At 61.6% G+C, this 25,323-nt stretch carries 19 protein-coding genes; 8 read left to right on the forward strand and 11 right to left on the reverse strand.

Going from position 1 to position 25,323, the window contains the following annotated elements:
* Positions 1 to 113 precede the first annotated feature (113 nt).
* From ABL914_RS01020 to ABL914_RS01050, 7 genes are all read left to right on the forward strand, one after another.
* On the forward strand, positions 114 to 1,367 hold the full coding sequence (locus tag ABL914_RS01020; RefSeq protein ID WP_391561285.1) for an aromatic ring-hydroxylating dioxygenase subunit alpha: 1,254 nt from the start codon (positions 114 to 116) through the stop codon (positions 1,365 to 1,367).
* Positions 1,364 to 2,440 carry an alcohol dehydrogenase family protein gene (locus ABL914_RS01025; protein ID WP_391561286.1) on the forward strand — a complete coding sequence of 359 codons (1,077 nt, stop codon included), beginning with the start codon at positions 1,364 to 1,366 and terminating at the stop codon, positions 2,438 to 2,440. The genes ABL914_RS01020 and ABL914_RS01025 overlap by 4 nt, the downstream gene beginning before the upstream one ends.
* A gap of 100 nt (positions 2,441 to 2,540) precedes the next feature.
* Positions 2,541 to 5,048 carry an FAD-dependent oxidoreductase gene (locus ABL914_RS01030; RefSeq protein WP_391561287.1) on the forward strand — a complete coding sequence of 836 codons (2,508 nt, stop codon included), beginning with the start codon at positions 2,541 to 2,543 and terminating at the stop codon, positions 5,046 to 5,048.
* 4 nt (positions 5,049 to 5,052) lie between these two features.
* Entirely contained in the window at positions 5,053 to 6,306 is a 1,254-nt protein-coding gene (locus ABL914_RS01035; RefSeq protein WP_391561288.1) for a sarcosine oxidase subunit beta family protein, read from the forward strand.
* Between the two features lies 1 nt (position 6,307).
* Positions 6,308 to 6,580, forward strand: coding sequence for a sarcosine oxidase subunit delta (locus ABL914_RS01040; protein ID WP_391561289.1), 273 nt, complete (start codon positions 6,308 to 6,310; stop codon positions 6,578 to 6,580).
* A complete protein-coding gene (locus ABL914_RS01045) occupies positions 6,577 to 9,438 on the forward strand; it encodes a 2Fe-2S iron-sulfur cluster-binding protein (RefSeq protein WP_391561290.1) in 2,862 nt (953 codons plus the stop codon). Before ABL914_RS01040 ends, ABL914_RS01045 begins: the two co-directional genes overlap by 4 nt.
* On the forward strand, positions 9,431 to 9,943 hold the full coding sequence (locus tag ABL914_RS01050) for a sarcosine oxidase subunit gamma (protein WP_391561291.1): 513 nt from the start codon (positions 9,431 to 9,433) through the stop codon (positions 9,941 to 9,943). The genes ABL914_RS01045 and ABL914_RS01050 overlap by 8 nt, the downstream gene beginning before the upstream one ends.
* Here the strand turns inward: ABL914_RS01050 and ABL914_RS01055 are convergent.
* From ABL914_RS01055 to ABL914_RS01090, 8 genes are read right to left on the reverse strand one after another with little or no spacing between them, the layout of a single operon-like run.
* Entirely contained in the window at positions 9,918 to 10,397 is a 480-nt protein-coding gene (locus ABL914_RS01055; RefSeq protein WP_391561292.1) for a hypothetical protein, read from the reverse strand. The two genes, ABL914_RS01050 and ABL914_RS01055, sit on opposite strands and share 26 nt — an antisense overlap.
* Positions 10,390 to 13,137 (reverse strand): 2Fe-2S iron-sulfur cluster-binding protein, encoded by a 2,748-nt coding sequence (locus ABL914_RS01060; protein WP_391561293.1) that lies wholly within the window; start codon positions 13,135 to 13,137, stop codon positions 10,390 to 10,392. Before ABL914_RS01060 ends, ABL914_RS01055 begins: the two co-directional genes overlap by 8 nt.
* A complete protein-coding gene (locus ABL914_RS01065; protein ID WP_391561294.1) occupies positions 13,134 to 13,397 on the reverse strand; it encodes a sarcosine oxidase subunit delta in 264 nt (87 codons plus the stop codon). The genes ABL914_RS01060 and ABL914_RS01065 overlap by 4 nt, the downstream gene beginning before the upstream one ends.
* Before the next feature lies 1 nt (position 13,398).
* Complete coding sequence (locus tag ABL914_RS01070; RefSeq protein ID WP_391561295.1) at positions 13,399 to 14,655, reverse strand: sarcosine oxidase subunit beta family protein; 1,257 nt, start codon at positions 14,653 to 14,655, stop codon at positions 13,399 to 13,401.
* On the reverse strand, positions 14,655 to 15,779 hold the full coding sequence (locus ABL914_RS01075; protein ID WP_391561296.1) for an NAD(P)/FAD-dependent oxidoreductase: 1,125 nt from the start codon (positions 15,777 to 15,779) through the stop codon (positions 14,655 to 14,657). The genes ABL914_RS01070 and ABL914_RS01075 overlap by 1 nt, the downstream gene beginning before the upstream one ends.
* A complete protein-coding gene (locus ABL914_RS01080) occupies positions 15,776 to 17,233 on the reverse strand; it encodes an NAD(P)/FAD-dependent oxidoreductase (RefSeq protein ID WP_391561297.1) in 1,458 nt (485 codons plus the stop codon). Before ABL914_RS01080 ends, ABL914_RS01075 begins: the two co-directional genes overlap by 4 nt.
* Positions 17,230 to 18,489: an aminotransferase class I/II-fold pyridoxal phosphate-dependent enzyme gene (locus ABL914_RS01085; RefSeq protein WP_391561298.1), complete on the reverse strand. Its 1,260-nt coding sequence runs from the start codon at positions 18,487 to 18,489 to the stop codon at positions 17,230 to 17,232. The genes ABL914_RS01080 and ABL914_RS01085 overlap by 4 nt, the downstream gene beginning before the upstream one ends.
* Entirely contained in the window at positions 18,482 to 19,690 is a 1,209-nt protein-coding gene (locus tag ABL914_RS01090) for an aromatic ring-hydroxylating dioxygenase subunit alpha (protein ID WP_391561299.1), read from the reverse strand. Before ABL914_RS01090 ends, ABL914_RS01085 begins: the two co-directional genes overlap by 8 nt.
* A 175-nt stretch (positions 19,691 to 19,865) precedes the next feature.
* Between ABL914_RS01090 and ABL914_RS01095 the strand changes: the two genes are divergently transcribed.
* The gene (locus ABL914_RS01095) at positions 19,866 to 20,747 is read left to right on the forward strand and encodes a LysR substrate-binding domain-containing protein (RefSeq protein ID WP_391561300.1); all 882 of its coding nucleotides are present in this window, start codon (positions 19,866 to 19,868) and stop codon (positions 20,745 to 20,747) included.
* A gap of 3 nt (positions 20,748 to 20,750) precedes the next feature.
* Here ABL914_RS01095 and ABL914_RS01100 read toward each other — a convergent pair whose 3' ends face one another.
* From ABL914_RS01100 to ABL914_RS01110, 3 genes are all read right to left on the reverse strand, one after another.
* On the reverse strand, positions 20,751 to 22,310 hold the full coding sequence (locus ABL914_RS01100; RefSeq protein ID WP_391561301.1) for a trimethylamine methyltransferase family protein: 1,560 nt from the start codon (positions 22,308 to 22,310) through the stop codon (positions 20,751 to 20,753).
* 96 nt (positions 22,311 to 22,406) lie between these two features.
* The gene (locus ABL914_RS01105) at positions 22,407 to 24,107 is read right to left on the reverse strand and encodes a formate--tetrahydrofolate ligase (protein WP_391561302.1); all 1,701 of its coding nucleotides are present in this window, start codon (positions 24,105 to 24,107) and stop codon (positions 22,407 to 22,409) included.
* A 181-nt stretch (positions 24,108 to 24,288) separates the two neighbouring features.
* The gene (locus tag ABL914_RS01110) at positions 24,289 to 25,263 is read right to left on the reverse strand and encodes a LysR family transcriptional regulator (protein WP_391561303.1); all 975 of its coding nucleotides are present in this window, start codon (positions 25,261 to 25,263) and stop codon (positions 24,289 to 24,291) included.
* Positions 25,264 to 25,323: the final 60 nt, after the last annotated feature.

Raw genomic sequence — 25,323 nt, forward strand, 5'->3', positions numbered from 1 at the left:
GTGGTGGGGCCAATCGGGGCCGACGATTATGAAATTGAAGTGGCCGGGGTGCGCCATCGCGCCACCGCTTCGCTCAAACCGCTTTACGATCCCGCAAGCGCAAGGATAAAATCATGATCCCTGAAACTGCACACCAGCTGATGCAGCGGCTCGCGGCGAACACTCAGGTCGGATACAGTTTCGAGCGTGAATTCTACGTTGGCGATGCCGTGTTTGAAGCCGATATGGCGCAAATCATCAGCCGCAAGTGGCTGCTGGCGGGCCATGTGTCGCGGATCCCGGACAAGGGGGATTATTTCCTGTTCCGGGTAGGTTCGGAGCAGATCATCGTCATCCGTGAGAATGAGGCAAGTGTCCGTGCCTTTTTCAATGTCTGCCGCCACCGCGGCTCGACGATTTGCCAGGCCGATAGCGGCAACGCGCCAAAGCTGGTCTGCCCATACCACGCCTGGACTTTCGGGCTCGACGGCAAGCTGCTTGCCGCGCGGCTGATGCCCGAGGATTTCGACAAGGCCGAAAATGGCTTGAATGCGTGCCATATCCGCGTTTTTCATGGACTGATCTTCATCAACATGAGCGAGGGCGAGCCTGACGATTTCGACGCGACGTTTGGCGATTTTGGCCCAATCTTGGATTACCACGGGCTGGCCCAGGCGCGGATCGCCCATGCCGGCAGCTATCCCACCACCGCCAACTGGAAGCTCGTGGTAGAGAACTTTTTTGAATGTTATCACTGCGTCCCTTCGCACCCTGAATTCTGTTCGATGCACGCGGCGGATTCGATCGTGGCTGTGGGGGCGGGGCCCAGCTCAGGCCCGGCTGATGCCGTTGCCAGCTACATGCCCAAAGCACAGGCCTGGGAAGCCAGTGCCTCGGCGTTGGGCCGGCCGACCGGCAATATTGATGACGCGCCTGATTCCAGTCACCTGCGCCTGCTGATGCAGCGAATGAACAAGCAGGGCTGGGCCGCCGAGACCCAGGACGGCACCGCGCCAGCGCCATTGATGGGCCAGCGCAGCCAGGCCGATGGGGGACGGATGCACCTAAGCTTCAGCCCGTTCAGCCAAATCGTCGCCGATGATCACTTCGTCATCCTGTTCCAGTTCACCCCGCGTTCGGCGCTTGAATCCGATGTCGAGATGATCTGGCTGGTCGATGGCCGCGCCAGTGAGGCCGAGGTCGATGTCGCCAAAATGATCTGGGGCTATCACGCCACCACCAGCCAGGACAAAGTGATCACCGAAAACAATCAGGCTGGAATCTTGTCGAGCCGGTATCGCCCAGGGCGCTATTCCGACCAGGAAGGCAGCGTAATCAAGTTCCAGAAATGGTACCTAAATCAGTTCGGGCAGAGCCGCGCCGAATGAGCGTGCCTGATACCATGCGCGGTGTGGTGCTGACCGGCTTTGGCGGGTTTGACAAGCTTGAGTATCGGATCGATCTGCCGGTGCCCCGGCCCGGCCCCGGCGAAGTTCTGATCAAGGTGGGGGCTGCCGGGGTCAACAATACCGATATCAACACCCGGATCGGCTGGTATTCACCAAGCGTTGAAGGATCGACAGCTGCGGGCGGATCCGGCGGGTTTGCGGAGGCGCAGGGCGAGGGCTGGAGCGGCACCCAGTTCACCTTTCCGCGGATCCAGGGAATAGACGCAGCCGGGCGGATTGTGGCCGTGGGCGAAGGCGTTGGCCAAACCCGGATCGGCGAACGGGTGCTGGTTGAACCGGCTTTGCGCCGGGCTAATGGCATGACCGATTTCTTTGGTTCGGAATGCGATGGCGGGTTCGCCGAATATGCCGTTGCCCCGGCAGCGCACAGCCACGCGGTCCGCTGTGCCCTGAGCGAGGTTGAACTGGCCTCGTTCCCTTGCGCCTATTCCACCGCTGAAAACCTGCTTCACCGCAGCAAAGTAGCGGCGGGCGAACGCGTGTTGGTGACCGGTGCATCAGGCGGGGTCGGATCGGCTGCCGTCCAGCTGGCGCGGCGGCGCGGTGCAATTGTCACCGCCTTGGCCGGGGCATCAAAGCATCGCGCGGTTGCCGATCTGGGCGCCAGCGAAGTGCTTGATCGCCATGCCCCGCTTGAAAACAACGCGTACGATGCCGTGATCGATGTGGTTGGCGGAAGCGGTTTTGGCCAGTTGCTGCAAGCTTTGCGGCCGGGCGGTCGCTATGCCAGTTCGGGAGCGATTGCGGGGCCTTTGGTTGAGCTGGATTTGCGCACGCTCTACCTCAAGGACCTGACGCTTTTTGGCTGCACCGCGCTTGATGATGGCGTTTTCGCAAGCCTGGTTGGTCATATCGAACGGGGCGAAGTTCGCCCGGTGGTCTGCGCCACTTTCCCGCTGGAGAAAATCGAAGCGGCCCAGCGCGTGTTTCTGGAAAAACGCCATGTCGGCAAAATCGTTTTGACAGTCGATTCCGCCAGCCCGGCGCGCTAATCCAGATCATTAGAAAGCGCCATGAAGCGCACCGTGGTTGTCGCGGTGCGGCAAGGACTGGCATGGGACCGGCTCGGACTGGAACAGGCAGGCATTTGCAATGAAATCGACGGCACGGGTTGTGGTAATTGGCGGCGGCGTGGTGGGCGTATCGACGCTCTATCATCTGGCGAAAATGGGCTGGAGCGATTGCGTGCTGATCGAACGCAAAGAGCTTACCAGCGGCAGCACCTGGCATGCGGCAGGCCTGTTGCCATTGTTCAATCTATCCTACTCGGTTGGAAAATTGCACCAGTATTCGGTCGATTTCTATCCCAGCCTAGAGGCCGAGACCGAACTTAGCGTGGGCTTTTCCAAAGTCAGCAACATCCGGCTTGCGCGCACCCAGGACCGGTTGGACGAATACAAATACTATGCCGGCGTGGCCAAGACGATCGGGGTTGAGGTCAACTTTCTGACCCCCGATCAGGTCAAGCAGATCTGGCCGCTGTGCAATGTCGATAGCGTAATCGGTGCGATCCAGCACCCGGCTGATGGCTATATCCAGCCCGCCGATTTGACCCAGGCCCTGGCCAAGGGTGCGCGTCAGCGCGGCGCAACGATCGAACGCAACACCACTGTCACCGGCATCACCCAGTTGCCAAACAGCGAATGGGTGGTGCACACCGACCAGGGCGATATTACCTGCGAACACGTGGTTTCCTGCACTGGCAATTTTGCCCGACAGACCGGGCGAATGATCGGACTCGATATTCCGGTGATCCCGGTTGAGCACCAGTATATCGTTACCGATCAGCATCCCGCGATCATGGAACGCCGCGCCGCCGGCCTGCCCGAAATGGGCGTGCTGCGTGAAAGCGATTCAAGCTGGTATATGCGTGAAGAGGCCGGCGGATTGCTGCTTGGTCCCTACGAAATTGGCGCGCCTGCCTGCTATGTTGATGGCCCGGCAGCGAACAGCGAGTATGAGCTGTTCCCCGATGCGCTGGACCGGCTGATGCCCTATATCGAAACTGCGATTAAGAGGGTTCCGGCCTTTGGCGAGGTTGGTGTAAAGAAGGTTTATAACGGCGCGATCGCCTATACCCCTGATGGTTCGCCGATTGTTGGTCCGGCCTGGGACAAGAAGAACTTCTGGCTGAACGAAGGCCATTCTTTCGGGATCACGGCGGCCGGCGGGGCCGGGTGGCAGCTGGCGCACTGGATTGTCGAGGGCGAACCGACGGTCGATATGATGGGCGTCGATCCGCGCCGTTTTGGGGACTATGCTGGCGAAGGCTATCTGACAGCCAAGAACGAGGAATCCTACGCCAAGGTTTTCTCGGTCCACTATCCCGACGAGGAACGCGAAGCCGCGCGGCCTTTGCGCCAAACGCCATGCTACAGCCGGATGAAGGATCTGGGCGCGGTGTTCGGATCGGTCTTCGGGTGGGAGCGACCCAACTGGTTTGCGCCGCAAGGATATGAGCTGGGCGATGCCGATCTGGACCGGCCCGATGTGCTGCTGAACCACAATCACCCTGATGTGCCGGGCGAGCCGATACGCGAAAAGTGGTCGTTCCGCCGCTCCAACTACTTTGAACATGTTGGCGCCGAATGCCGCCATGTGACGCAAAAAGTCGGCCTGCAGGACATGAGCGCTTTCGCCAAGTGCCGGATCAGCGGCCCTGGCGCGGAAAGCTGGCTCGATGGCTTGCTGTCCAATGCCGTGCCCAAAAAGATCGGCCGGGTGACCCTGTCATATCTGCTGACCGCCAAGGGCGGCGTGCGCGCCGAATTCACCGTTCATAAAACCGCGCCGCAAGAATATTACCTGGTCTCGGCCGGGGCCTATGAACGGCACGATCAGGACTACCTCAAGAAGGCGCTGCCCAGCGATGGTTCGGTCATGTTTGAACGACTGACGACCGCAATGGGCGTGCTCGTTCTGGCAGGACCGCGCAGCCGCGATGTGCTGGCCAAGCTGACCCGCGCCGATCTTTCCAACGCTGCCTTCCCCTGGCTGACCGGCCAGAAGATCAGCATTGGCGCCGCCCCGGTGGATGCGCTGCGGGTCAACTTCATCGGCGAACTGGGCTGGGAAATTCATCATCCGATCGAGATGCAGAACTACATTTTCGATCAATTGATGGCTGCCGGCGCGGAATTTGACATCAAGCCGTTCGGGATCAAGGCGATGACGCTGATGGCGATGGAGAAAAGCTACAAGCTGATCCCGCGCGAACTGTCGATCGAATACAACGCCTTCGAAAGCGGTCTCGATCGCTTCATCAGCCTCAAGAAGCCGGGTTTCCACGGCAAGGATGGGTTGATGGCGGGCAAGGAGGCCGGGCTGGCCAATGCCTTGGTGACAATGGAAGTGCTGGGCGTGACCGATGCCGATGCGCGCGGCAGCGAGGCTATTTACCTGGGCGAAGAGCTGGTCGGCCGCGCTACTTCGGGCGGCTATGGCTGGCGCGTTGGCAAAAGCCTGGCGCTGGCCATGGTCCGCCCGGATCTGGCCGCTGCCGGGACCGAGCTGGAGATTTCGATCCTGGGCAATCGATACAAGGCGGTGGTAATCCCCGACAGCCCATTTGATCCAGAGAACAACGCGCTGAAGGCCTGAACCGATGACCCGCTTTTCCGCGATCAGCCTGTTTGCCAAGGCATTGGGTGGGCATCAGTCCTGGCCCGAACTGTGGCCCGATGCGCAGCCAAAGCCCAGCTATGATGCAATCATCGTGGGTGCGGGTGGGCATGGCCTGGGCGCGGCCTATTACCTGGCCAAGAAGTACGGCATCACCAATGTCGCGGTGATCGAGAAGGGCTGGCTGGGCGGCGGCAACACCGGGCGCAACACCACGATCGTCCGCTCGAACTACCTCTACGATGAAAGCGCGCACCTGTATGATCACGCTGTCAAGCTGTGGGATGGGCTGAGCCAGGACCTCAACTTCAACGTGATGTATTCCAAACGCGGCGTGATGATGCTCGCGCACAATGTCCACGATGTGCAGAGCTTTCAGCGCCACATCCATGCCAATCGCCTGAACGGCGTCGACAACGAGTGGCTGACCCCGCAAGAGGCCAAGGAATACTGCCCGCCGCTGAGCATCGATCCAGGTGCACGCCATCCGGTACTGGGCGCGGCATTGCAGCGGCGCGGCGGAACCGCACGGCACGATAGCGTGGCCTGGGGCTATGCCCGCGCGGCGGCGGCACTGGGGGTTGATATCATCCAGAACTGCGCGGTAACCGGCATCCGCCGCGGGGCCGATGGCGCCGTGGAAGGCGTGGAAACCACCCGCGGCTTTATCGCTTCGAAGAAGATCGGGGTATCGGCCGCCGGCAACAGCTCGGTAATCATGCAGATGGCAGGGCTGGAATTTCCGCTGGAAAGCTATCCGCTTCAAGCACTGGTTTCAGAGCCGGTCAAACCGGTTTTCCCTTGCGTGGTGATGTCCAACACGGTCCACGCCTATATCAGCCAGTCAGACAAGGGCGAGCTGGTGATCGGTGCTGGAACCGATCAGTATGTGTCATACTCACAGCGCGGCGCGCTCCATATTGTCGAGCATACCGTGGCTGCGATCTGCGAGATTTTTCCGCTGTTCCGGCGGATGCGGATGCTGCGCAACTGGGGCGGAATTGTAGACGTGACACCGGATCGTTCGCCGATCCTTGGCAAGACCCCGGTTCCCGGGCTCTATGTCAATTGCGGCTGGGGCACCGGCGGATTCAAGGCAACACCGGGTGCGGGCGATCTTTTGGCCTACACCATGGCCAAGGACGAACCGCATCCAATCAACGCGCCCTACAACCTTGACCGATTCCGCCGTGGCCGGCTGATTGATGAAGCGGCAGCAGCAGCGGTGGCGCACTGATATGATCCTGATCCACTGCCCCTATTGCGAACAGACGCTCCCCGAGCTTGAATTTGCCTATGCCGGCGAAGCGCACATTGCGCGGCCTGCCGAACCGTCGGCGATGTCGGACGAGGACTGGGCCAGATACCTGTTCATCCGCGCCAATCCGCGTGGTCGGCACAACGAACGCTGGCGCCATATCCATGGCTGCGGGCGGTTCTTCAACGCGGTTCGCGATACCGTGACCGACAAGTTTGAAACGACCTACAAGGCCGGAGAACCCCGCAAATGAGCGCGCACCGGATTGCAGGCGCGGGCCGGCTGAGCAGCGCAGGACGGGTCAATTTCAGATTTGACGGCAAGGCGTATCAAGGCCAGGCGGGCGATAGCCTGGCTTCGGCGCTGCTGGCGAACGGCGTGATCCTGATGGGCCGCAGTTTCAAATACCACCGCCCGCGCGGGCTGTTGGGGGCGGGCGCCGAAGAGCCCAACGCATTGATCAGTGTGGACCGCGGCGGCGGGCGATACACGCCCAATCTGCGGGCCACCGCGATCGAGATTTATGAAGGCCTGAACGCCCGCAGCCAGAACCGCTGGCCATCGCTGCAGACCGATTTGGGTTCGATCAACGATCGGCTGGGAATGTTCTTTCCGGCGGGGTTCTATAACAAGACCTTCATGTGGCCGCGTTCGGCCTGGGAAAAACTGTATGAACCCGCGATCCGGGGCATGGCTGGGCTGGGCGATGCGCCGACAGATGCTGATCCCGATGTTTACGGCGCGACCTATGCCCACTGCGATGTGCTGATCGTTGGCGCTGGGCCAGCCGGGATCGACGCAGCGCTGGCCGCATCAGCATCGAAGAAAAAGGTGTTTCTGCTCGACGAACAGGACGAAATGGGCGGCGGCGCGCTGGGTGATCCGGCGCTGTGGCCATGGCTGGCGGAAAGCCTGAAGGACTTGGGGAAACTGCCCAATGTCACCCTGCTAAGCCGGACAACCGCGTTCGGGTATTATCACGACAATTTCATCGGCGCGGTTGAGCGTTTGACCGAGCATTTGGCCAATCCCGATCATCACCCGCGCGAGAAACTGTGGCGGATCCGCGCAGGTGAAGTGGTGCTGGCGCAGGGCGCGATCGAACGCCCACTGGTGTTCGAGGGCAACGATGTGCCCGGCGTTATGCTGGCCTCGGCAGCGGGGACCTATCTGGCGCGCTACGGCGTTGCAGTGGGCGGCAATGTTGCGCTGATGACGGTCCATGACAGCGGCTGGCGCGATCTCTTCACGCTGGCCCGCGCCGGGGTGAGCGTGGCAGCAATCATCGATCTGCGCGACACTGTGGACGAGGGCTTGCTGGCCGAAGCGCAAGAGCTGGGCCTGCGAGTTGAACTCGGCAGCGCGGTTATCGGTGTAGCCGGCCGGCAGGCAGTGAAGGGCATCGAGATGGCCCGCGCCGATGGTTCCGCGCGGCAGCGGATCGCTTGCGATGCGCTGCTGATGGCCGGCGGATGGACCCCTTCGGTCCACCTGTGGTCACACTCGCTTGGCAAGCTTGAATGGTCTGAGGACTGGGGGGCATACCTGCCGGGTCAACCGAACGAGAATGTGCGCTGCGTTGGTGCCTGCGGCGGCACCTGGAGCTTTGGCAGTGGCCTCAGCATTGGTCAGCTGCCCACTCCGAAGAACCCGTCCCGGATCAAGGCTTTCGTCGATTTCCAGAACGATGTCACCGCCAAGGACATTGCGCTTGCGGTGCGCGAAGGGATGAAATCGGTTGAGCACATCAAGCGCTATACCACCAACGGGATGGCAACCGATCAGGGAAAAACCAGTAATCTTAACGCGTTGCAACTGGCTTCGCGTGCACTGGATCGGCCGGTCCAGCAAATCGGGCTGACGACTTTCCGCCCGCCCTATACCCCGCAGACATTTGGGGCCTTGGCGGGGCATGCCAAGGATGCGTTGTTCCAGCCGGTCCGCAAAAGCCCGATCGATCCGTGGGCCGAGGCCAATGGTGCGGTGTTCGAACTGGTCGCGCAGTGGCGCCGCGCGCGATATTTTCCCAAGGCTGGCGAAGACATGCACGCAGCCGTTGCGCGTGAATGTCTGGCGGTGCGGGAAGGCGCCGGAATTTTCGATGCATCGACGCTGGGCAAGATCGAGGTTGTCGGCCCCGATGCGGCGGAATTCCTCAACCGGATGTACACCAACCCATGGAAGCAGCTTGAGCCGGGGCGGTGCCGCTATGGTCTGCTGCTGCGCGAAGACGGGTTCATTACCGATGATGGTGTTTCGGCCCGACTGGCACCTGACCGGTTTCATCTGACCACAACCACCGGCGGAGCAGCCCGTGTGCTGAACATGATGGAGGATTACCTCCAGACCGAATGGCCCGATCTGAACGTCTGGCTGACCAGCACCACCGAACAGTGGGCCGTGATTGCGCTCCAAGGACCCAAGGCGCGTGATGTGATCGCACCACTGGTTTCCGGCATCGATCTATCGGGTGAAATGTTCCCGCACATGGCGGTGCGCGAAGGCACGATCTGCGGAGTACCGACGCGGCTGTTCCGGGTCAGCTTCACTGGCGAGCTGGGCTTTGAAATCAATGTTCCTGCGGCCTATGGCCGGCATGTCTGGGAACAGGTGTGGCAGGCCGGGCAGGCCCACGGTATCACTCCATATGGCACCGAGACGATGCACGTGCTGCGCGCGGAAAAGGGCTTTATCATCGTCGGGCAAGATACCGATGGCACGGTCACGCCATCTGATGCCGGGCTTGAATGGGCGGTGGGCAAGAAAAAGCCGGACTTTGTTGGCAAGCGCTCGTTGGCGCGGCCCGATATTATCGCAAGCGGGCGCAAGCAGCTGATCGGTCTGTTGACCGATGATCCTGCCGAAGTGCTGGTTGAGGGTGCGCAGATCGTGGCCGATCCGAACCAGCCGGTGCCGATGACAATGATCGGACATGTTACGTCAAGCTATGCCAGCGCCACGCTGGGCCGCTCGATCGCAATGGCACTGGTGCAAGGTGGTTTCGACCGGATGGGTGAGACATTGCACGTCCCAATGCCGGGCAAGACCATCACGGCCAAAGTGGTCAAACCGATGTTCTATGATGCTGAGGGGAGCCGGCTGAATGCCTGACACCGCCACCCGATCCGCGCCGATCCCGGCACAGCCGGCTGAGTTTCCCGGTGTTTCAATCCGGTTGGGCGCACCACTGGCGCGCTGGTCGCTGCGCGGGCGTGATGCCAAGGCGCTGGCCAAGGCGATCGGGCACAAGGTGCCGGGTAAAATTGGCACCAACGAAGGCGGTATGGCCTGCCTTGGCCCAGACGAATGGTTGTTGCGTCTGCCGATCGGATCGGTGGTCCCATCGGGCGAGGGCTTGCCGCTGAGCGTGGTCGACATTTCCGAACGCGCGATCACACTGGAGCTCGAAGGCCCGCGCGCGATAGCCGTATTGCAAAGCGGCGCGCCGCGCGATCTTTCACAATTCGCGGTCGGCGAGGCGCGGCGAACGATCTATGAAACCACTGAAATCGTGCTGATCCGCGAAGGTGAGGAGCGCTGGACGGTTGAGGTCTGGCGCAGTTTCGCTCCGTGGCTGCACGAAGCGCTGGTTACCGCGGCAAGCCACCTGCGCTGATCCGCCAAAAGCGCAGCAGATCGTCCGCAAGGCTGGCGGGAACGTAAGCCAGACAGGCGCTTTCGCTCTCTACCCGCAACGTGACCGTCACATGATCGATCGGCGTTGTGACAACGCTGTCAACCGCAAACGCTGCGCTTTCAGCGTCAAACAGGCCGCCTTCCATCAGCAGACTGCGCCAGCGCGGGCCGGATATCCGCACCTGCGCGTAACCGCCGCCGGTCGGCGTCAGGGCCCCGCCTTCGCCCAAAGCGGCCCTGAGTTCGGTAAGATCGCCTTCAACCAGCCAGGTTGCCGGCCCGGTGCGCAGGACCAGGCCATGTGCCCTGCCGGCTTTGGGCAGATCATGCCCTAGCGCCTTGGCAATCCGTTTTGCCGCAGGCTTTGGATCGCCCCACAGCTCAAGCACGTAAAGCGGTGCGCGGCTCAGTGGTTCGATGCACAGCTCAGTCACGATAGCGCTCCCCTGCCGGATCGTAGAAATGCGGCGAAGTAACCCTGACCCTGACCTTCAGCCTGCGGGTGGGCGAGCTGGCCCACATTTCCTCACCATGGCGTGCTTGTCCGCCTTTGAGGTGACCGATCGCAATCGAACCACCTTCGATCACACGCAGGCCCGATCCGGTGACATGGCCCTCGGCCTCTGCACCAGCAAGGCCGACCAGCATTGAACCCTCCGGGATTGAGCCGCCGTCCAAGGCCTCCAGTCCGACGAATTGCTTGCGCAGCGGGTCCGCGAAAGCCGGACGGTGCAAAGCCGATTGGCCGATCCAGCCGCCGGCCTTGTTGACCATCCGGCCAAGGCCCAGATCCTCGGCGGTCAGGCGCCCATCGATATCGGGGCCGACCACCATATGGCCTTTCTCGATCCGCAGCAGCTCCATCGCCTCCAGCCCATAGGGGCAGCAGCCTGCCGCCTCGATCGCCCGCCACACCGTTTGGGCATGGCTGGCATCGAAATGGACTTCGAAAGCACGCTCGCCTGAAAAGCTGGCGGCCATCACCAGCACTGGCGTCTCGGCAATCGTGCGTTCCACAACCGACATGTGGCGCGGGGCTTCGGCCTTTGTCAGCGTAGCGATGATTGCGCTGCTATTCGGCCCGGCTACGGCAATCGCGGCATAGTGTTCCTGAACCGGCACAACCGAAACCCTGAGATCGCCGCAAAGCTTGTGGCGCACATAAGACAGCCAGGTTTCCATCCGGCTGGCCCCGCCGGTCGAGCTGGTCAGCAGGTAGCGGGCTTCACCCAGCCGCCAGACCGTGCCGTCATCAAACACCAACCCATCCTCGCGCGCCATGAAGGTATAGCGTCCGCGCCCAACTGCCAGTTTGCCGGCCGTGGTCTGGCAGACCCGCTCAAGGAACTGGACAGCATCTGGGCCCTGGACCTCAAACTTGGCGAGGGTAGAAACATCGCACATCCCAGCCGCAGAGCGCACTGCGCGGGCCTCGCGCAGACCAGCCTGGGCCAGGCTCTCACTGCCTAGCGGATAGGCCCGCGGCCGTTTCCAGTAACCCGCGTTAAGCCAGATCGGGTTTTTGGCAGCGTGAAGATCGTAAAGCGCCGGGCGGCGGGTTGGCTGGGCGTGTTCGCCGGTTGCCAAACCCGCCAGCGCACCCAATGAAACCGGCGTATAGGGCGGGCGGAAGGTGGTCAGCCCGGCTTCGGGAACGGCCATCCCCTCGCGCCGGGCAATCCGATCGAGCGCGGCCATATTGCTGGTCTTGCCCTGGTCAGTCGCCATGCCAAGCGTGGTGTAACGCTTGAGATGCTCGACCGAGCGGTATCCTTCGCGCCAGGCCAGATCGAGATCGGCCACGGTCACATCGTTCTGGAAATCGACGAAGGCCTGTTTGGTATTTCCAGCAGCGCCCACGGCTTCGGCGGGAGACGGCTGCGCAGCAAGGCCAACGCTGCGCACATTCCAGCGGCTTGTCCCCGGCACAAAAGCCTGCGCGGCCTCGTCCCAATCGAGCTTCCCGCCCGCCTGCATGTGAAGATGTACCACCGGCGTGAACCCGCCCGACATCGCGATCAGATCGCAGTCAAAGCTACGTTCGTCTCCGCCAATTTCGGCAACAAGGCGCGTCACGCCGTACTTCCCGCCTATGGCGGTTAACGGCGCAGCGTGATTGTGGACTTCAAGCCCGCTGTCCTGCCCGGCAGGCGCGGCGCGGCTGTCCAGCACTACAACTTCGGCTCCGGCGGCCTTTAGCGCCTGTGCGGTCAAGTATGCATCATCGCCGGTTGTGGCCACCACCACACGCTTGCCCGGAACCACGCCAAAGCGGTTAACATAGGTCCGCACGGCCTGGCTGAGCATCACGCCCGGCCGGTCATTATTGGCGAAGGTAAGCGGGCGTTCGATTGCTCCGGTCGCCAGTACAACCTCGCCCGCGCGAACATGCCAATAGCGCTGCGTAAAGCCGTTTTCGGGCACCTGCCCCGGCTCGACCAACTTTTCCGAAAGGCAGATGAACTGGTCGTCCCACAGCCCGCTTGCGCTGGTCCGGGTCAGCACCTTTCCGCCAGAAGCGCGAACTTCATCGGCCACAATGGCCGCCCATTCGCTGCCTGGCTGCCCATCGATTTCTTGTGGATCACGCAGCAGTGAAGGGGCGAGCACAGCGTCCTGCTCGGCCAGGATTACCGTCTTTCCGCTGCGCACGGCATCGCGCGCGGCCAGCAGCCCGGCTGGACCACCGCCCACCACCAGCACATCGCAGAATGCAGCGCGCTGAGCATACTGATCGGGGTCGATCCGGGTTGGGGCTGGGCCAAGCCCGGCAGCACGGCGAATGAACTTCTCATAGAACAGCCACAGCCCCGGCGGGCCGAAAAAGGTCTTGTAGTAAAACCCTGCTGGCAGGGCCCTGGACACCAGTTGCAACGCTGCTCCCACATCGCTGCTCAGGGTGGGCCAACGGTTCTGGCTGGTTGCAACCATGCCTTCGTAAACGAACAGATCGGTTGCGCGGGTGTTTGGTTCGGTCCGCCCGCCGCTGCCAACCGTCACCAGCGCATTGGGTTCTTCCACCCCGGCCGAAAGGATCCCGCGCGGGCGGTGATACTTGAAGCTGCGGCCGATCAGCTTGATCCCGTTATCAAGCAGCGCAGCGGCGAGCGTTTGCCCCGGCCGTGCGGTCAAACAGCGGCCATCGAAGGTGAAGTTGATTGCTGGCCCGATCATGGCAGCGCCTCCGGCCCGATCAGCTTCACCCATTCAAGTGCGTGGCTAACCCGGTCTCGGCGGATCAGCAGCCAGCTGCCGCAGCCATGCGTGTGGCGCCACACTTCTTCCTCAACCCCGCGCAGGTTGGCACGACCAAACAAGGCAGCCACTGCGGCGTCCGGGGCGGCATCAAGCGGCACCACCGAATCCGCGGTGCGCTCGTAAACGAACTCAGCCTGGGCGCGGTTACCGCAGTGAGGGCAGGGGATCAGTTTCATATCAGCGATGATTCGGGAACGGGCCGGTGCCGTTCTCATCCACTGGTGAGCCGCGCTCAAACCGGTCCAGGCTGAACGGCTCGATCACTTCGTGGGGGCGGCCATTGGCCAGCGCATCGGCAAACAGCCAGCCTGATGCCGGCGTCGCCTTGAACCCGCCATAGCACCAGCCGCCGTTGATCCACAGGCCGTCCACCGGGGTCTGGCCGATGATCGGCGATCCATCAAAGCTCATGTCGGTAACCCCGGCCCAGCAGCGCAGCATCCGCAATCGCGAAAGCGCCGGGATCAACGCCAGGCCCTGCTGCAGCGCCAGTTCCATCGTCATCGGTTGGCCGCGCTGGGCATAAGAGGGCCAGTTATCCGGATCGCCGCCAAACACGATCCCGCCCTTGTCGCTCTGGCTGATGTAGCAATGCAGGCTTTGGGTCATCACCACCGTGTGGACCATCGGCTTGACGCCTTCGGTGACCATCGCCTGCAAGGTCTGGCTTTCGATCGGCAGCTTCAGGCCAGCCATGGCTGCAACATGGCCCGAATGACCCGCTGCGCAGATTGCGACCATGCCGGCGCCGATCCGCCCGCGTGACGTTTCAACCCCGATCACCCGGCCAGCGTCCATCACCATGCCAGTAACTTCGCATTTCTGGATGATGTCCACGCCCCGGCTGTCTGCAGCACGAGCATAGCCCCAGGCCACAGCATCGTGCCGCGCGGTGCCGCCGCGCCGCTGGATCATAGCCCCTTCGATCGGGAAGCGGGCATTGCGTGAAAAATCGAGGCACGGCTCGACCTTCATCACCTGATCGCGGGTCAGCAATTCGGCATCGATCCCCTGGCAGGCCATGGCATCGCCCTTTTCCGCAAGGCGGATCATATCGGCATCAGAGTGCCCCAGCGTCAGCGCGCCGCGAGGGCTGAACATCACGTTGTAGTTGAGATCGTCTGACAGGCCTTCCCACAGCTTGAGGCTGACTTCATAGAACCGGCCCAGCGGCTCTTGCCGATAGTTGGAACGCACAATCGTGGTGTTGCGCCCCACATTTCCGCCGCCGATATAGCCCTTCTCAATCACTGCAACGTTGGTGATGCCGTGGACCTTGGCAAGGTAGTGGGCGGTCGCCAGGCCATGCCCGCCGCCGCCGATGATCACCACGTCGTAGCTGCTCTTGGGCTCAGGATCGCGCCAGGCGGGCTGCCAGTGGCTCTGCCCGTTGAACGCGCCGCGCAGCAGGGAAAGGGCGGAATATTTGCCCATCAGAGCGGCAGCCACCCCTTGGTTGTCCGCCAATCCGCTTGGATCCCATCAAACCGGCCAAGTCCCAGCTTATCGATATCGGCAAAGCTGCAGCGCCCCTCCAGCACCAGATCGCGGATCGCATGGCCGCTGGCCGGTGACAGACCAAAACCGACGCCTGACATGGTGCAAAGTGTCACGTTCTCGTGCCGGTCGATCACCGGACGGCCATCGGGGGTCATCTCGATAATGCCGGCCCACGAACGGATCACATTAAGATGCGCTGCGCCCGGGAACAGTTCGGCAAGGCGCCGCGCCAGATTGCGGGTAAGCGGCGTGCTGGGTTTTGTTGCGGGCCCCAGATCGCCAAATTCAACCCATTCGTGCGGGCCGCCGCCATAAGCCAGATTGCCGCGCAGGGTCTGGCGGCCATAGAGCCCGTTGCCGTCCACCCCGCCCAGCTTCATCAGCGGCGCGGGTTCGGTAACAATCATTTCGGCGCGCGCTGCGGCCAGTGGCAGTTCAATCCCGACCATTGCCGCAAGCGTGCTGGATTGTGGGCCCGCAGCAATGACTACAGCATCGCAATCATACCTGCCGCTGGCGCTTTCAACGGCGGTCACTTTGCCGCCGGCTGACTGAAAGCCGGTAACCGGTGAATGCTGTACGATCCGCCCACCCAGATCCTGGAGCGCCCAGGCATAGGCCTGCACGGTGCGGTGCGGGTTGGCGTGGCCGCCGAACCGATAATGGATCCCGCCCAAACAATTATCGCCAGCCAATGGCACCGCATCGCGGACCTGCTGCACATCAAGCAGATCGACCCGCTGGCCCAGCCGATTGTTCATCTCGGCAATGTAGTGGTACTGTTCAAGCTGGCGCGGGGTTACCGCCATGACGATCCGCTGCGGGCTGAATTCTGTAGGATAACCCAGCAGCGCGTCCATTTGTGGCCACAGCCGCTGCTCCTCCTTGAACAGCGGGCTTTGATAGTGCGAACAGCCACCGCCATTGCGCCCCGAAGCTTCCCATCCAACCACGCCCTTGTCGAGCACGGTTACCTGGACGCCGCTGCGCGCCAGCCACCACGCGGCTGAAAGCCCCGATGCGCCCGCGCCAACGATAACGACCCGTTGCGCGCTCACAGGCTCATATTCCCGCCAAGCCGCCGCCGATTCTCTTCCTCAAAGGGTGTGCCGATATCTGCATAGGGCACCCACTGGGTCGGAATGCCCATCCAGACATCCCATCCGGCCCGCATTTCCGGGCCTTCATCCCAATCGGCGATAACCTTCAAGGGCAGCGGCCGGACCGGTGCGCGGTGGCTGGCAAGCGGAACCTGTGCCAGCGGGCAGTTGGCTTCGGCTGCAAGGATCATCGCCACCTGATCGCGGCAGCGGCGGCCCTGGCATTGGCCCATCCCGCTGCGGGTCAGGCGTTTGACCTGATCCTGGTTCGGGGGGCCATCGGCCAGCAAGCTGCTGAGCGAGCGCTGCTGCATCGCTGGCGAGCGTTCAAGATACCGCGGCGGCTGCACGCCTACCAGATCAGCAAGGGTCATTTCTTCGCATTGGCAGATAATCGTATCGCCGCCGCAGGCCCCGCCCAGCGCCTGCATCCAGTCTGTTCGGTAGGCGCAATGATCAAAGGCGGTATCGGGCAAGCCGGCACAATTTCCGGCGAAACCGATCGCCACGCTCTCGCCCGGGATCCAGCCGCCGCGATTGGGAACAAACTGGCGCGGGCCATCCATCGCATCGATCAGTTCAATCATCGGCACCAGCCCGATTGCCATGACAAAAGTATCGCAGGCGATCGTGGCGCCATTGGACAGCACCAGCGCCTCAATCCCGTCGATGCCGCCTTTGGCATCAACCGGATGGGTCCCACACAAGATCGGGATTTCAGCGGCTGCAACTTGCGCAGCAAGTTCAGGTGTGCCCTGCACAGCGCCGCGCACTTCCAGCACGGCCAGCACCTCAATTCCCTTTGCATGCGCCAGCAACGCCGTCTCAAGCCCCAAATCGTGCGATCCTGCCACCACGATCCGCCGCCCCGCAAAAGCATCGTAGCGTTCAAGCAGCATTGCCAGGGCTTTTGCCCCCATTACCCCGGGCTGGTCCCAGCCGGGAAATGCCATGGCCAGATCGCGCGCGCCGGTGGCCAAAACCAATTGATCAAACCCGGCCAGCCATGAACGCTCGCTGTCAGCCAGGCCCACTACCTGTCCGGGCAGGCTGCCAACCAGCGGCCCATTGCGGTAAATCCCCCAAGCACAGGTGCCCAGCAGCACCTCGGCGCCAGCTTCAAGCACAGGCTCTAGCCAGGGCATATTGGAGAATACCGTCTCCACCATCCGTTCGGAATTTTGGACGGCTGCAGTGGCGCGGCCGCCAAAGAAATAGGGCACGTCGGTGCCGATCATCGCCCCGGCTACCGGGTTTTCATCAACCAGCAAAACCGATTTTCCGGCCTGCGCTGCGCCAAGCGCCGCTGCTGCGCCGCTGCTGCCAGCGCCAACTACCACCACATCATAATGCTGCTGTGGTGCCGGAAATTTGCCATCAATGGCGTGAGGATCGGTTCCACGCGCGGTCATACGGCCTCCAGCGCTTGCGCCAGATCGGCGATAATATCGTCTACGTGTTCCAGCCCAACCGAAAGCCGGATGGTGCCCTCGGTGATCCCGCTTTTCAGCCGGTTCTCTGGCGAAACGGCATAGTGGGTGGTGCTGGCGGAATGACAGATCAAGGTATTCGATCCGCCCAGATTGACCGCCATCTTTAGCAGCTTGAGGCGATCAAGCATGCGGAAAGCCTCGGCCTCGCCGCCGTGGAGACGGAACGAAAACGTTGATCCTGCGCCCCGGCATTGGCGTTCAAACACCGCCCGGGCCGGGCTGCCTTCGGGGGTGAATCCCAGATAGGTAACGCCTGCAATCTTGGAATGGGCGCGCAGCCAATCGGCCACGGCGGCGGCATTTTCCATCGCCCGTGCGGTCCGCAAATGCACCGTTTCCAGACTGCGCAGCACCAGCCAGGCGGTGTAGGGATCCAGATGGCTGCCCCAGACCAGTCGCTGCAATTTAAGCGGCTCGATCAAATCCTTGCGGCCGGTAATCGCGCCTGCCAGCAGATCGGAATGGCCTGCGCAGTATTTGGTCAACGATGTAACAACCAGATCGACACCGTGTTCGATCGGACGCTGGTGGAACGGGCCCAGCAGAGTGTTATCGACCATCACGATCGGGCGCCGGCCTTGCGCCGCCTCAATCCGCCCGGCCACTTTGACCAGCAGATCCAGATCAACCAGCGCAGCAGTGGGATTGCCGGGGCTTTCGGCAGCGAGCAGCGCGATTGGCCCCTTGGTCATCGCGCGTTCGCAGGCCGCCCACATGTTCGCCTCATCACAGCCATCGGTATAGGCTTCGGCGTGGCTGCCAAATTGAGGCATGATTTCATTGAACAGGCCATCAACGCCCGAATAGAACGGGCGGCTATGGACCACGGCTTCACCGGGCCGCAGATAGGCCAGCGCAACGGCGGTTTGTGCAGCCATTCCGCTGTTATAGGCCAGGGCGGCCTCTGCCCCATCGATTGCCGCCAGCCGTGCCTCCAGCACGTCGAGCCCGGGATGGCCCAGCCGCGAATAGATGTGCAAGGCCCCGCCGGCTTCGGGCCCGTCACCATCAAAATAGGCGCGGTGAACATCCTTGGCACTCTGCGCCGAAGGGTAGGTGAAGGTCGCGGTCATATAAACCGGCGGCTTGGCCGATCGCGATGCCGTTTCCGGATCGTATCCGCTAACGATAGCCAGGGTTTCGGGGCGAAATTGCGGAGGTTTTGGTTCAGCCATGATCGGCAACATAGGCTGATGCGCGATCACAATACCAGTCGGCAAATCGGACCGCCAGGGCTTCGGCCTCAAGCGAATAGGGGCCGGGCCTATATCCCGGGCTCAGCACTCCGCAATGGTTGTTTTCAGCCAATTCCTTGTCCTGCGCGTTGGTTTTCAACCACAGTTCCTTTAGCGCGAAGGGATCGTAATCAACCCCCTCGGTTGCATTCTTGTGAACATACCAGCGGCTGAATACATGCGTTTCGCGCGGCCCAACCGGCATGCAGCTGAACGTAAACACATGATCGGCAGTGGCATGGGCAAACATGTGCGGGTCGATTGCCCAGCGCAGCGAACCGACGTTGCCGCCATTCAGCGTAGTCAGCGGTTTCGCGCAGACCGGCCTACCATCCATGCTGATGCTGGTGCTGCCGGGGTTGAGCGCAATCCGGGCCAGTTGCCACCACGAACCCTCCGCCGCCGCATGCGGTAGGCCGTGCGCATCCATCTGCGCGGCAAACGTTTCTGCTTCGGGATTGCGGATGGTATCGAAGTGGCGAACCATATGGACCGGGAAACTTTGTCCCAGTTCCGGGTGTCCGGTCGGGCAGTGATAGCACTCGCGGGCGTTTTCCATCACCAGCTTCCAATTTGCCTGCTCAACCAGCAGATCGGTTGCGGCCAGCTTGAGATCGCTGAAATTGAGCGGCGCGGCATAGCGGTTGAAGCTATCGCCAAAACTGTCAAATTCGGGCTGGCTATCGGACAGGCAGATAAACAGCGCGCCCGCCACGCGCCGCAGCGCAATTGGCGAAAGGCCGTGTTCCGTCTTGTCAAACCCTTCGCCCATCCGGCCCGCGGCAAACAGTGATCCATCCAGGTCATAGGTCCAGCGGTGATAAGGGCAGACCAGCTTGGGGGCAGAACCATGGCCATCCTGGCACAGGATCGATCCGCGATGGCGGCAGCTGTTGTGAAAGGCCCGCACCTCTCCATCCTTGCCCCGCACCAGCAAGACCGGCCATTTTCCGACCTTCAGGGCAAGATAATTCCCGGCTTCGGGCAGTTCGCATTCAAGCCCGGCCATCAGCCACGAGCTGCCATAGATCGCATCAAGATCGAAATCGAAGGCACGCTGATCGGTATAGAGCCCTTGCGGCAAACTGTGATCAGGCAGGCGGGCGGCAAGCTGCGTCCTGGCCCAGACAAGGTCGTTCATCAATGCCTCCAATTGCAGCCCTGCGTGTGAGCAATTCCGCAGGCTGCGAACAATTGAATTTTCGCATAGCCCTATCTGATGTAGACCGGCTATCGAGCCGCTGCAGGTTACCAAAAGGGGGGATAACATCGCGATACGATCGGCCATCAATCGCCGCTGGCTTCCGCTCAATGCGTTGCGGGCCTTCGAAGCGGTGGGCAAGCAGCTGAGCTTTACCGGCGGCGCTGCGGCGCTTTCAGTCTCGCAAAGCGCGATGAGCCGCCATGTTGCTGCACTGGAAGATTTGCTGGGCCAGCGGCTGTTTGACCGCGATGCCGGGCGTCTGGCGCTGACCCCAGCCGGGCAGGAGCTGTTGGCTGTCGTCAGCAAGTCGCTTGAGCGGATCGAGCAGACCATGAATGCGATCCGCGATGATAGCGTACCCAGCCGGGCAATGCGCCTGCATGTGCCGCCAACTTTGCTGCACCAGCTGTTCATCCCGATGCTGGCGGAATTCCACCGCGATCATCCCGAAGTACGGATTGACGTTTCCAGCGCCCATACGACCGGCCTGCCAGAAGCCGATCTTGATATGGCGATTGTTTACGATCGCCCCAATGTTGATGACAGGGTTACCGATCTGCTGTGGATGGTCCGGGTGGTTCCGCTCTGCTCGCCTGCGGTTGGAGCGCTAGCTGGCAGCATGGCAATGGCGCCGTTCCTGGCTGATCACGAGCTGCTGCACGTCAAGCTTCAAGGGCAGCCGCGCGATTTGCTGTGGGGTGATTACCTGCGGCGCCACGGGATTGCTATTCCCAGCCATGATGGCCTGGCCTTCGATACGTCGATTGCTGCGGCGCGTTATGCAACAACCTCAGGCGGGGTGATGCTGGGCGATGTCGATATGTTTGCCGCCGAAATTGCGGCCGGCCAGCTGGTCGCGCCGTACGATGCAGTGATCGAAGACGGCTATGGCTATTATCTGAAGCTTCATCCCGATGATCTTTCCGATCCCGCCATTGCGGTGTTCCGCAGCTGGTTGATCGGCCGCTTCGCCAATTTTCGCGAGCAGGTCTGACGGTCAGTAGTTGGCGTCAGGCATCTGGCCCTTGCGGCGCATGATGTAGGCTTCAAGCGCATCGCGCACGCCCTGGTCAAGCGCAGGGTCCTGATGTTCAGCCAGGGTCTTTTTCCACGCGGCGTTGGCGCGGACCTGAATGTCTTTTGCGCCTTCTGCTTCCCACTGTTCCCAACTGGCATAATCGGCCAGCGGCGAGCGGTAAAAGGCATTCTCAAAATTGGCCTGGGTATGGGCGCAGCCAAAGAAGTGCTTGCCCGGACCCACTTCGCGGATTGCATCCATCGCCTGGCCGTTTTCGCTTAGATCATAGCCGTTCAGAAGCACATGCATCATGCCCAGCTGATCGCAATCCATCATGAACTTTTCATACCCCGTGACCAGGCCGCCCTCAAGCCAGCCGGCCGATTGCAGCACGAAATTGGCGCCGCCCAGCACGGTGGTTTGCAGGGTCTGGGCGCTTTCATAGGCGGCCTGGGCATCAGCGATTTTCGAAGAGCAAAGGCTGCCTCCGGTCCGCGAAGGCACACCCAGCCGCCGCGCCAGCGCCATCAGCGCATTCTTCAGCAACGAGGTTTCGGGCGTGCCATAGGTCGGCGCACCGCTTTGCATCGAAAGCGTGGTGACGAAGCTGCCGAAGATTACCGGGGCGCCGGGTTTGACCAGCTGGAGAAACGCCATGCCCGCCATCGCTTCGGCCAGGGTGACCGCAATCGCTCCGGCAAGGCCGGTTGGGGCCATCGCGCCGGCCATAATGAACGGCGTTACCAATGTGCCTTGATTGGCCCGGGCCAGCGCCTTGGCAGCGCCCAGCATGGTTGCATCATAGGTTAGCGGCGAATTGCCGTTCATCACCCCCATCAGGCAGGTATTGGGCTCACCCGTCAGCGGATTGATCCAGCGATCCCCGAACAGGATCTTGGCCATCTCGATGCAGTCCTCGGTCCGGCTGGGTGCCGAAACTGCGCTGAAGAACGGCTTGTCGGTGTGCACAGCATTGCCCAGAAACATATCGAAGTGGCGCTTGTTGACCGGCAGATCGACCGGTTCGCACATCGCCGTGGACGAACTGTGCAGCCACGGAGATGCCTGGGTCAGCTTCGCGAAGTTGTTGAAATCACCAATCGTGCCATAGCGCCGACCCTTGTCGAGACAGCGCACGAACGGCGGACCGGCGGTGGGCGCAAAGACGGTACGCTTGCCGCCAATGGTGGTGCTGCGCGCCGGGTTGCGGGCCTGATGGACGAATTCCGACGGGGCGTGATCCTGAATCAATTGACGGCACATGCCGCGCGGCATCCGCACCAGTTCGCCGGTTACTTCGGCCCCGGCCGCCTTCCAGATTTCCAGCGCTTCGGGATCATCGCGGAATTCGCAGCCGATTTCAGACAGGATCTGCTCGGCATTTTCCTCGATCAGCGCCAGCCCGGCCTCATTCAGCAGCTCGACATAGGGCAGTTTGCGGCTGATGAATGGGACCGCAGCCGCAGTGGCTCCAAGGCGGGCTGCGCGCTTTGCATCACGCCCGCCGCCGCGCCGTGAAGAGGAGGAAATTTCGTTCATGCACCCGGCTTAACCCCGATCCCGCCAGGCCAAAGCATGTCAAATCTTCATGCCGTCATGAGTGGGGCCGCAATCAGACTGTGAATGCCTTGCAAATCAGGCAAGGCCCACAATCTGGCCGTTTTCGTCCAAGCCGATCTCATTCGAAGCCGGGCGCCGCGGCAGGCCGGGCATGGTCATGATATCGCCGCAGACCGCAACGATGAACCCAGCGCCGGCCGAAAGCCGCACTTCGCGCACTTCTACGGTGTGCCCGGTTGGTGCGCCGGACTTTGTCGGATCGGTGGAGAAGCTGTACTGGGTCTTGGCGATGCAGACCGGCAGCTTGCCGTAACCCAGCTTTTCGTAATCCTTCAGCGTTGCTGCGGTCGATCCGGTCAACACGATCCCATCAGCGCGGTAAATTTCGCGGGCGATGGTTTCAATCTTCTCAGCCAGTGGCATATCATCGGGGTAAAGTAGCTTAACCTCAGCCTGGCCTTCAGCCAATTGCGCCTGAACCTGCCGGGCCAGCTCTTCTGCGCCCTTGCCGCCTTCGGCCCAATGCTTGGCCAATGCCACGCGCGCGCCATATTTCTCGCACACGGACCGCAGCGCGGCGATCTCTTCCTCGGTATCCTTGATGAAGTGGTTGATTGCCACCACCGGGGTCAGCCCGAATTTTTGCAGGTTCTGGATGTGACGTTCAAGGTTGACCGCGCCGCGTACCAAAGCATCGACATCGGGGTTGCTCAGATCGTCCTTCTTGACCCCGCCCTGCATCTTGAGCGCGCGCACTGTGGCCACCAGCACCACGGCATCCGGGCGCAGGCCCGAATGGCGGCATTTGATGTCGATGAACTTTTCGGCGCCAAGATCGGCCCCAAAGCCAGCCTCAGTTACCACCACATCGGCCAGCTTGAGCGCAGTTTGCGTCGCCATAACCGAATTGCAGCCATGCGCGATATTGGCAAACGGGCCGCCATGGATGAAGGCCGGATTGTGCTCGATCGACTGGACCAGATTGGGCGAAATCGCATCGCGCAGCAGCACGGCCATGGCCCCATCGGCCTTTAGGTCGCGCGCGGTAACCGGAGTTTTGTCATAGGTCCGCGCAACGATGATATCGCCCAGCCGGCGCTGCAGATCCTTAAGATCACTGGCCAGACACAGGATCGCCATGATTTCGGACGCAACAGTAATATCGAAACCGGTTTCGCGCGGAACCCCGTGGGTTACCCCGCCAAGGCCGACATTGATATTGCGCAGCGCGCGATCATTCATGTCAACCACGCGGCGCCATACCACCCGGCGCGGATCAATATTCAGCTCGTTGCCCCACTGCAGGTGATTGTCGAGCAGCGCGGCCAGCAGGCTGTGGGCAGAGGTGATCGCGTGGAAATCGCCGTTGAAGTGCAGGTTGATGTCTTCCATCGGGATAACCTGAGCGCGGCCCCCGCCGGCAGCGCCGCCCTTCATCCCGAAACACGGACCCAGCGACGGTTCACGCAGGCAGACGATTGATTTCACGCCGATCAGGTTAAGCCCGTCGTTCAGGCCGACCGAGGTTGTGGTCTTGCCTTCACCGGCCGGGGTCGGCGTGATCGCGGTAACCAGCACCAGCTTACCGTTTGGCCTGTCCTTAAGCGTCGCGATGAAATCGAGATCGACCTTGGCCTTGAAGTGACCATAGGGAACCAGCGCTTCCGGCGCGATACCCAGGCGCTCCTGCGCAAGCGGAAGGATCGACGCCATCTTGGCGGCGCGGGCGATTTCGATATCCGGGGCACCCGGCTCGGGAAGTTGATTCTCTTGCATCTGTTCACCTCAAGAGCGCAAAGGCCCCTGCCCCTCAATTTCGGAGTTTTTGCCAACCGGTAAACGCGAGCCATGCCGCGCTCCGGTGGGCTGGATTTCTGCGATGTAGCGGGCTTGCACAAGCCGGGTGCGGAAAATGATCGCTATCATGATCTGTGGTAATGAAGCTGCGCTGCCCCGCTCAATCCTCACCCAGCTTGAAGGCGCCTTCAAGCCAAGGCAATTTGCCGATCAATTCAGGGAACACCTCCTGGTCCAGAATCGCGCGGCACTCGTCGATTATCGCCCGCGGTGCAGAGCCCAGCGTTTGCTGGCGCGCCAGCATGGTCATCCGCCGACCAAATTTGCCGCGCAGGATCGGATGGATCGATAGCTGATCGAAGGCCCACGGCACCTGGAACAGGCACAGCGGCGTGGTAATCCCCCAGCCCAGCCCATAGGCCACCGCAGTGGCATGGCCGACAATCGAATCGAATTCGATCTGCGAGGCATATTTAAGCTGCAGCCGGTTGAGCTGGGCCTCGGTTTGCCGCCCCATCGAACTGCGCAGTGAAAAGCGGATGAAGGGCATATCGGCCAGATGCGGCCCCAGTTCGGGGGCCAGCTGGAACTGTTTGGGGAAGATCAGCACATAAGGCTCGGTGAACAGGTTGTAGCGATCCACATCGAGCATATCCGATGTATTGCTTTCCTCGGTGATCATCACATCGGCGGCATGGGTGTTGAATTTGGCGCGCTGATCGGGCATCAAACCGTTGGAAATCCGCCAGTTGCGCGCCAGATCACCCTTGCGGCGATAAAGCCGTGGGCCCAGCACATTGGCCAGGCTTTCTGGCATCGCAATCGACAGTGAAGAAAGCTCTCCGCTTTCGCTTTCGGTTGCTTCAACAAAAGCGGAATTGAGATCGCCCAGGATCTTCTGGCTCTGCCGCAGCAGCACTTGCCCCACCTTCGTCAGCACGATCGGACGGATCGAACGATCGAACAATTGCCGCCCCACCGCCTCCTCCAACGCCGCAATGATCTGCGAAACGCCCGATTGGGTAAGGCCCAGCACCTTGGCGGCCTGGGTCATGCTGCCCTGTTCGGCGGTGACCACGAAGACCTGCAAGGCCCTGAATTCAAAGCTGCTGGGCAGCTGGCTCTTGTTCAGCACGGAAACCCCCTTGGTCCGCGCATATCAGAAGCGCGTGTTATCATAAGCGCGGCTTATACA

The organism is Novosphingobium sp., from assembly GCF_040079535.1.
Taxonomy (GTDB): domain Bacteria; phylum Pseudomonadota; class Alphaproteobacteria; order Sphingomonadales; family Sphingomonadaceae; genus Novosphingobium.

Bases quoted from the DNA above. Each gene is read 5' to 3' on its own strand.
- ABL914_RS01065 (WP_391561294.1), bottom strand. From the start codon at position 13,397: ATGAAACTGATCCCCTGCCCTCACTGCGGTAACCGCGCCCAGGCTGAG.
- ABL914_RS01045 (WP_391561290.1), top strand. From the start codon at position 6,577: ATGAGCGCGCACCGGATTGCAGGCGCGGGCCGGCTGAGCAGCGCAGGA.
- ABL914_RS01040 (WP_391561289.1), top strand. From the start codon at position 6,308: ATGATCCTGATCCACTGCCCCTATTGCGAACAGACGCTCCCCGAGCTT.
- ABL914_RS01050 (WP_391561291.1), top strand. From the start codon at position 9,431: ATGCCTGACACCGCCACCCGATCCGCGCCGATCCCGGCACAGCCGGCT.
- ABL914_RS01020 (WP_391561285.1), top strand. From the start codon at position 114: ATGATCCCTGAAACTGCACACCAGCTGATGCAGCGGCTCGCGGCGAAC.
- ABL914_RS01105 (WP_391561302.1), bottom strand. From the start codon at position 24,107: ATGCAAGAGAATCAACTTCCCGAGCCGGGTGCCCCGGATATCGAAATC.
- ABL914_RS01035 (WP_391561288.1), top strand. From the start codon at position 5,053: ATGACCCGCTTTTCCGCGATCAGCCTGTTTGCCAAGGCATTGGGTGGG.
- ABL914_RS01080 (WP_391561297.1), bottom strand. From the start codon at position 17,233: ATGACCGCGCGTGGAACCGATCCTCACGCCATTGATGGCAAATTTCCG.
- ABL914_RS01060 (WP_391561293.1), bottom strand. From the start codon at position 13,137: ATGATCGGGCCAGCAATCAACTTCACCTTCGATGGCCGCTGTTTGACC.
- ABL914_RS01070 (WP_391561295.1), bottom strand. From the start codon at position 14,655: ATGGGCAAATATTCCGCCCTTTCCCTGCTGCGCGGCGCGTTCAACGGG.
- ABL914_RS01030 (WP_391561287.1), top strand. From the start codon at position 2,541: ATGAAATCGACGGCACGGGTTGTGGTAATTGGCGGCGGCGTGGTGGGC.
- ABL914_RS01090 (WP_391561299.1), bottom strand. From the start codon at position 19,690: ATGAACGACCTTGTCTGGGCCAGGACGCAGCTTGCCGCCCGCCTGCCT.
- ABL914_RS01085 (WP_391561298.1), bottom strand. From the start codon at position 18,489: ATGGCTGAACCAAAACCTCCGCAATTTCGCCCCGAAACCCTGGCTATC.
- ABL914_RS01025 (WP_391561286.1), top strand. From the start codon at position 1,364: ATGAGCGTGCCTGATACCATGCGCGGTGTGGTGCTGACCGGCTTTGGC.
- ABL914_RS01100 (WP_391561301.1), bottom strand. From the start codon at position 22,310: ATGAACGAAATTTCCTCCTCTTCACGGCGCGGCGGCGGGCGTGATGCA.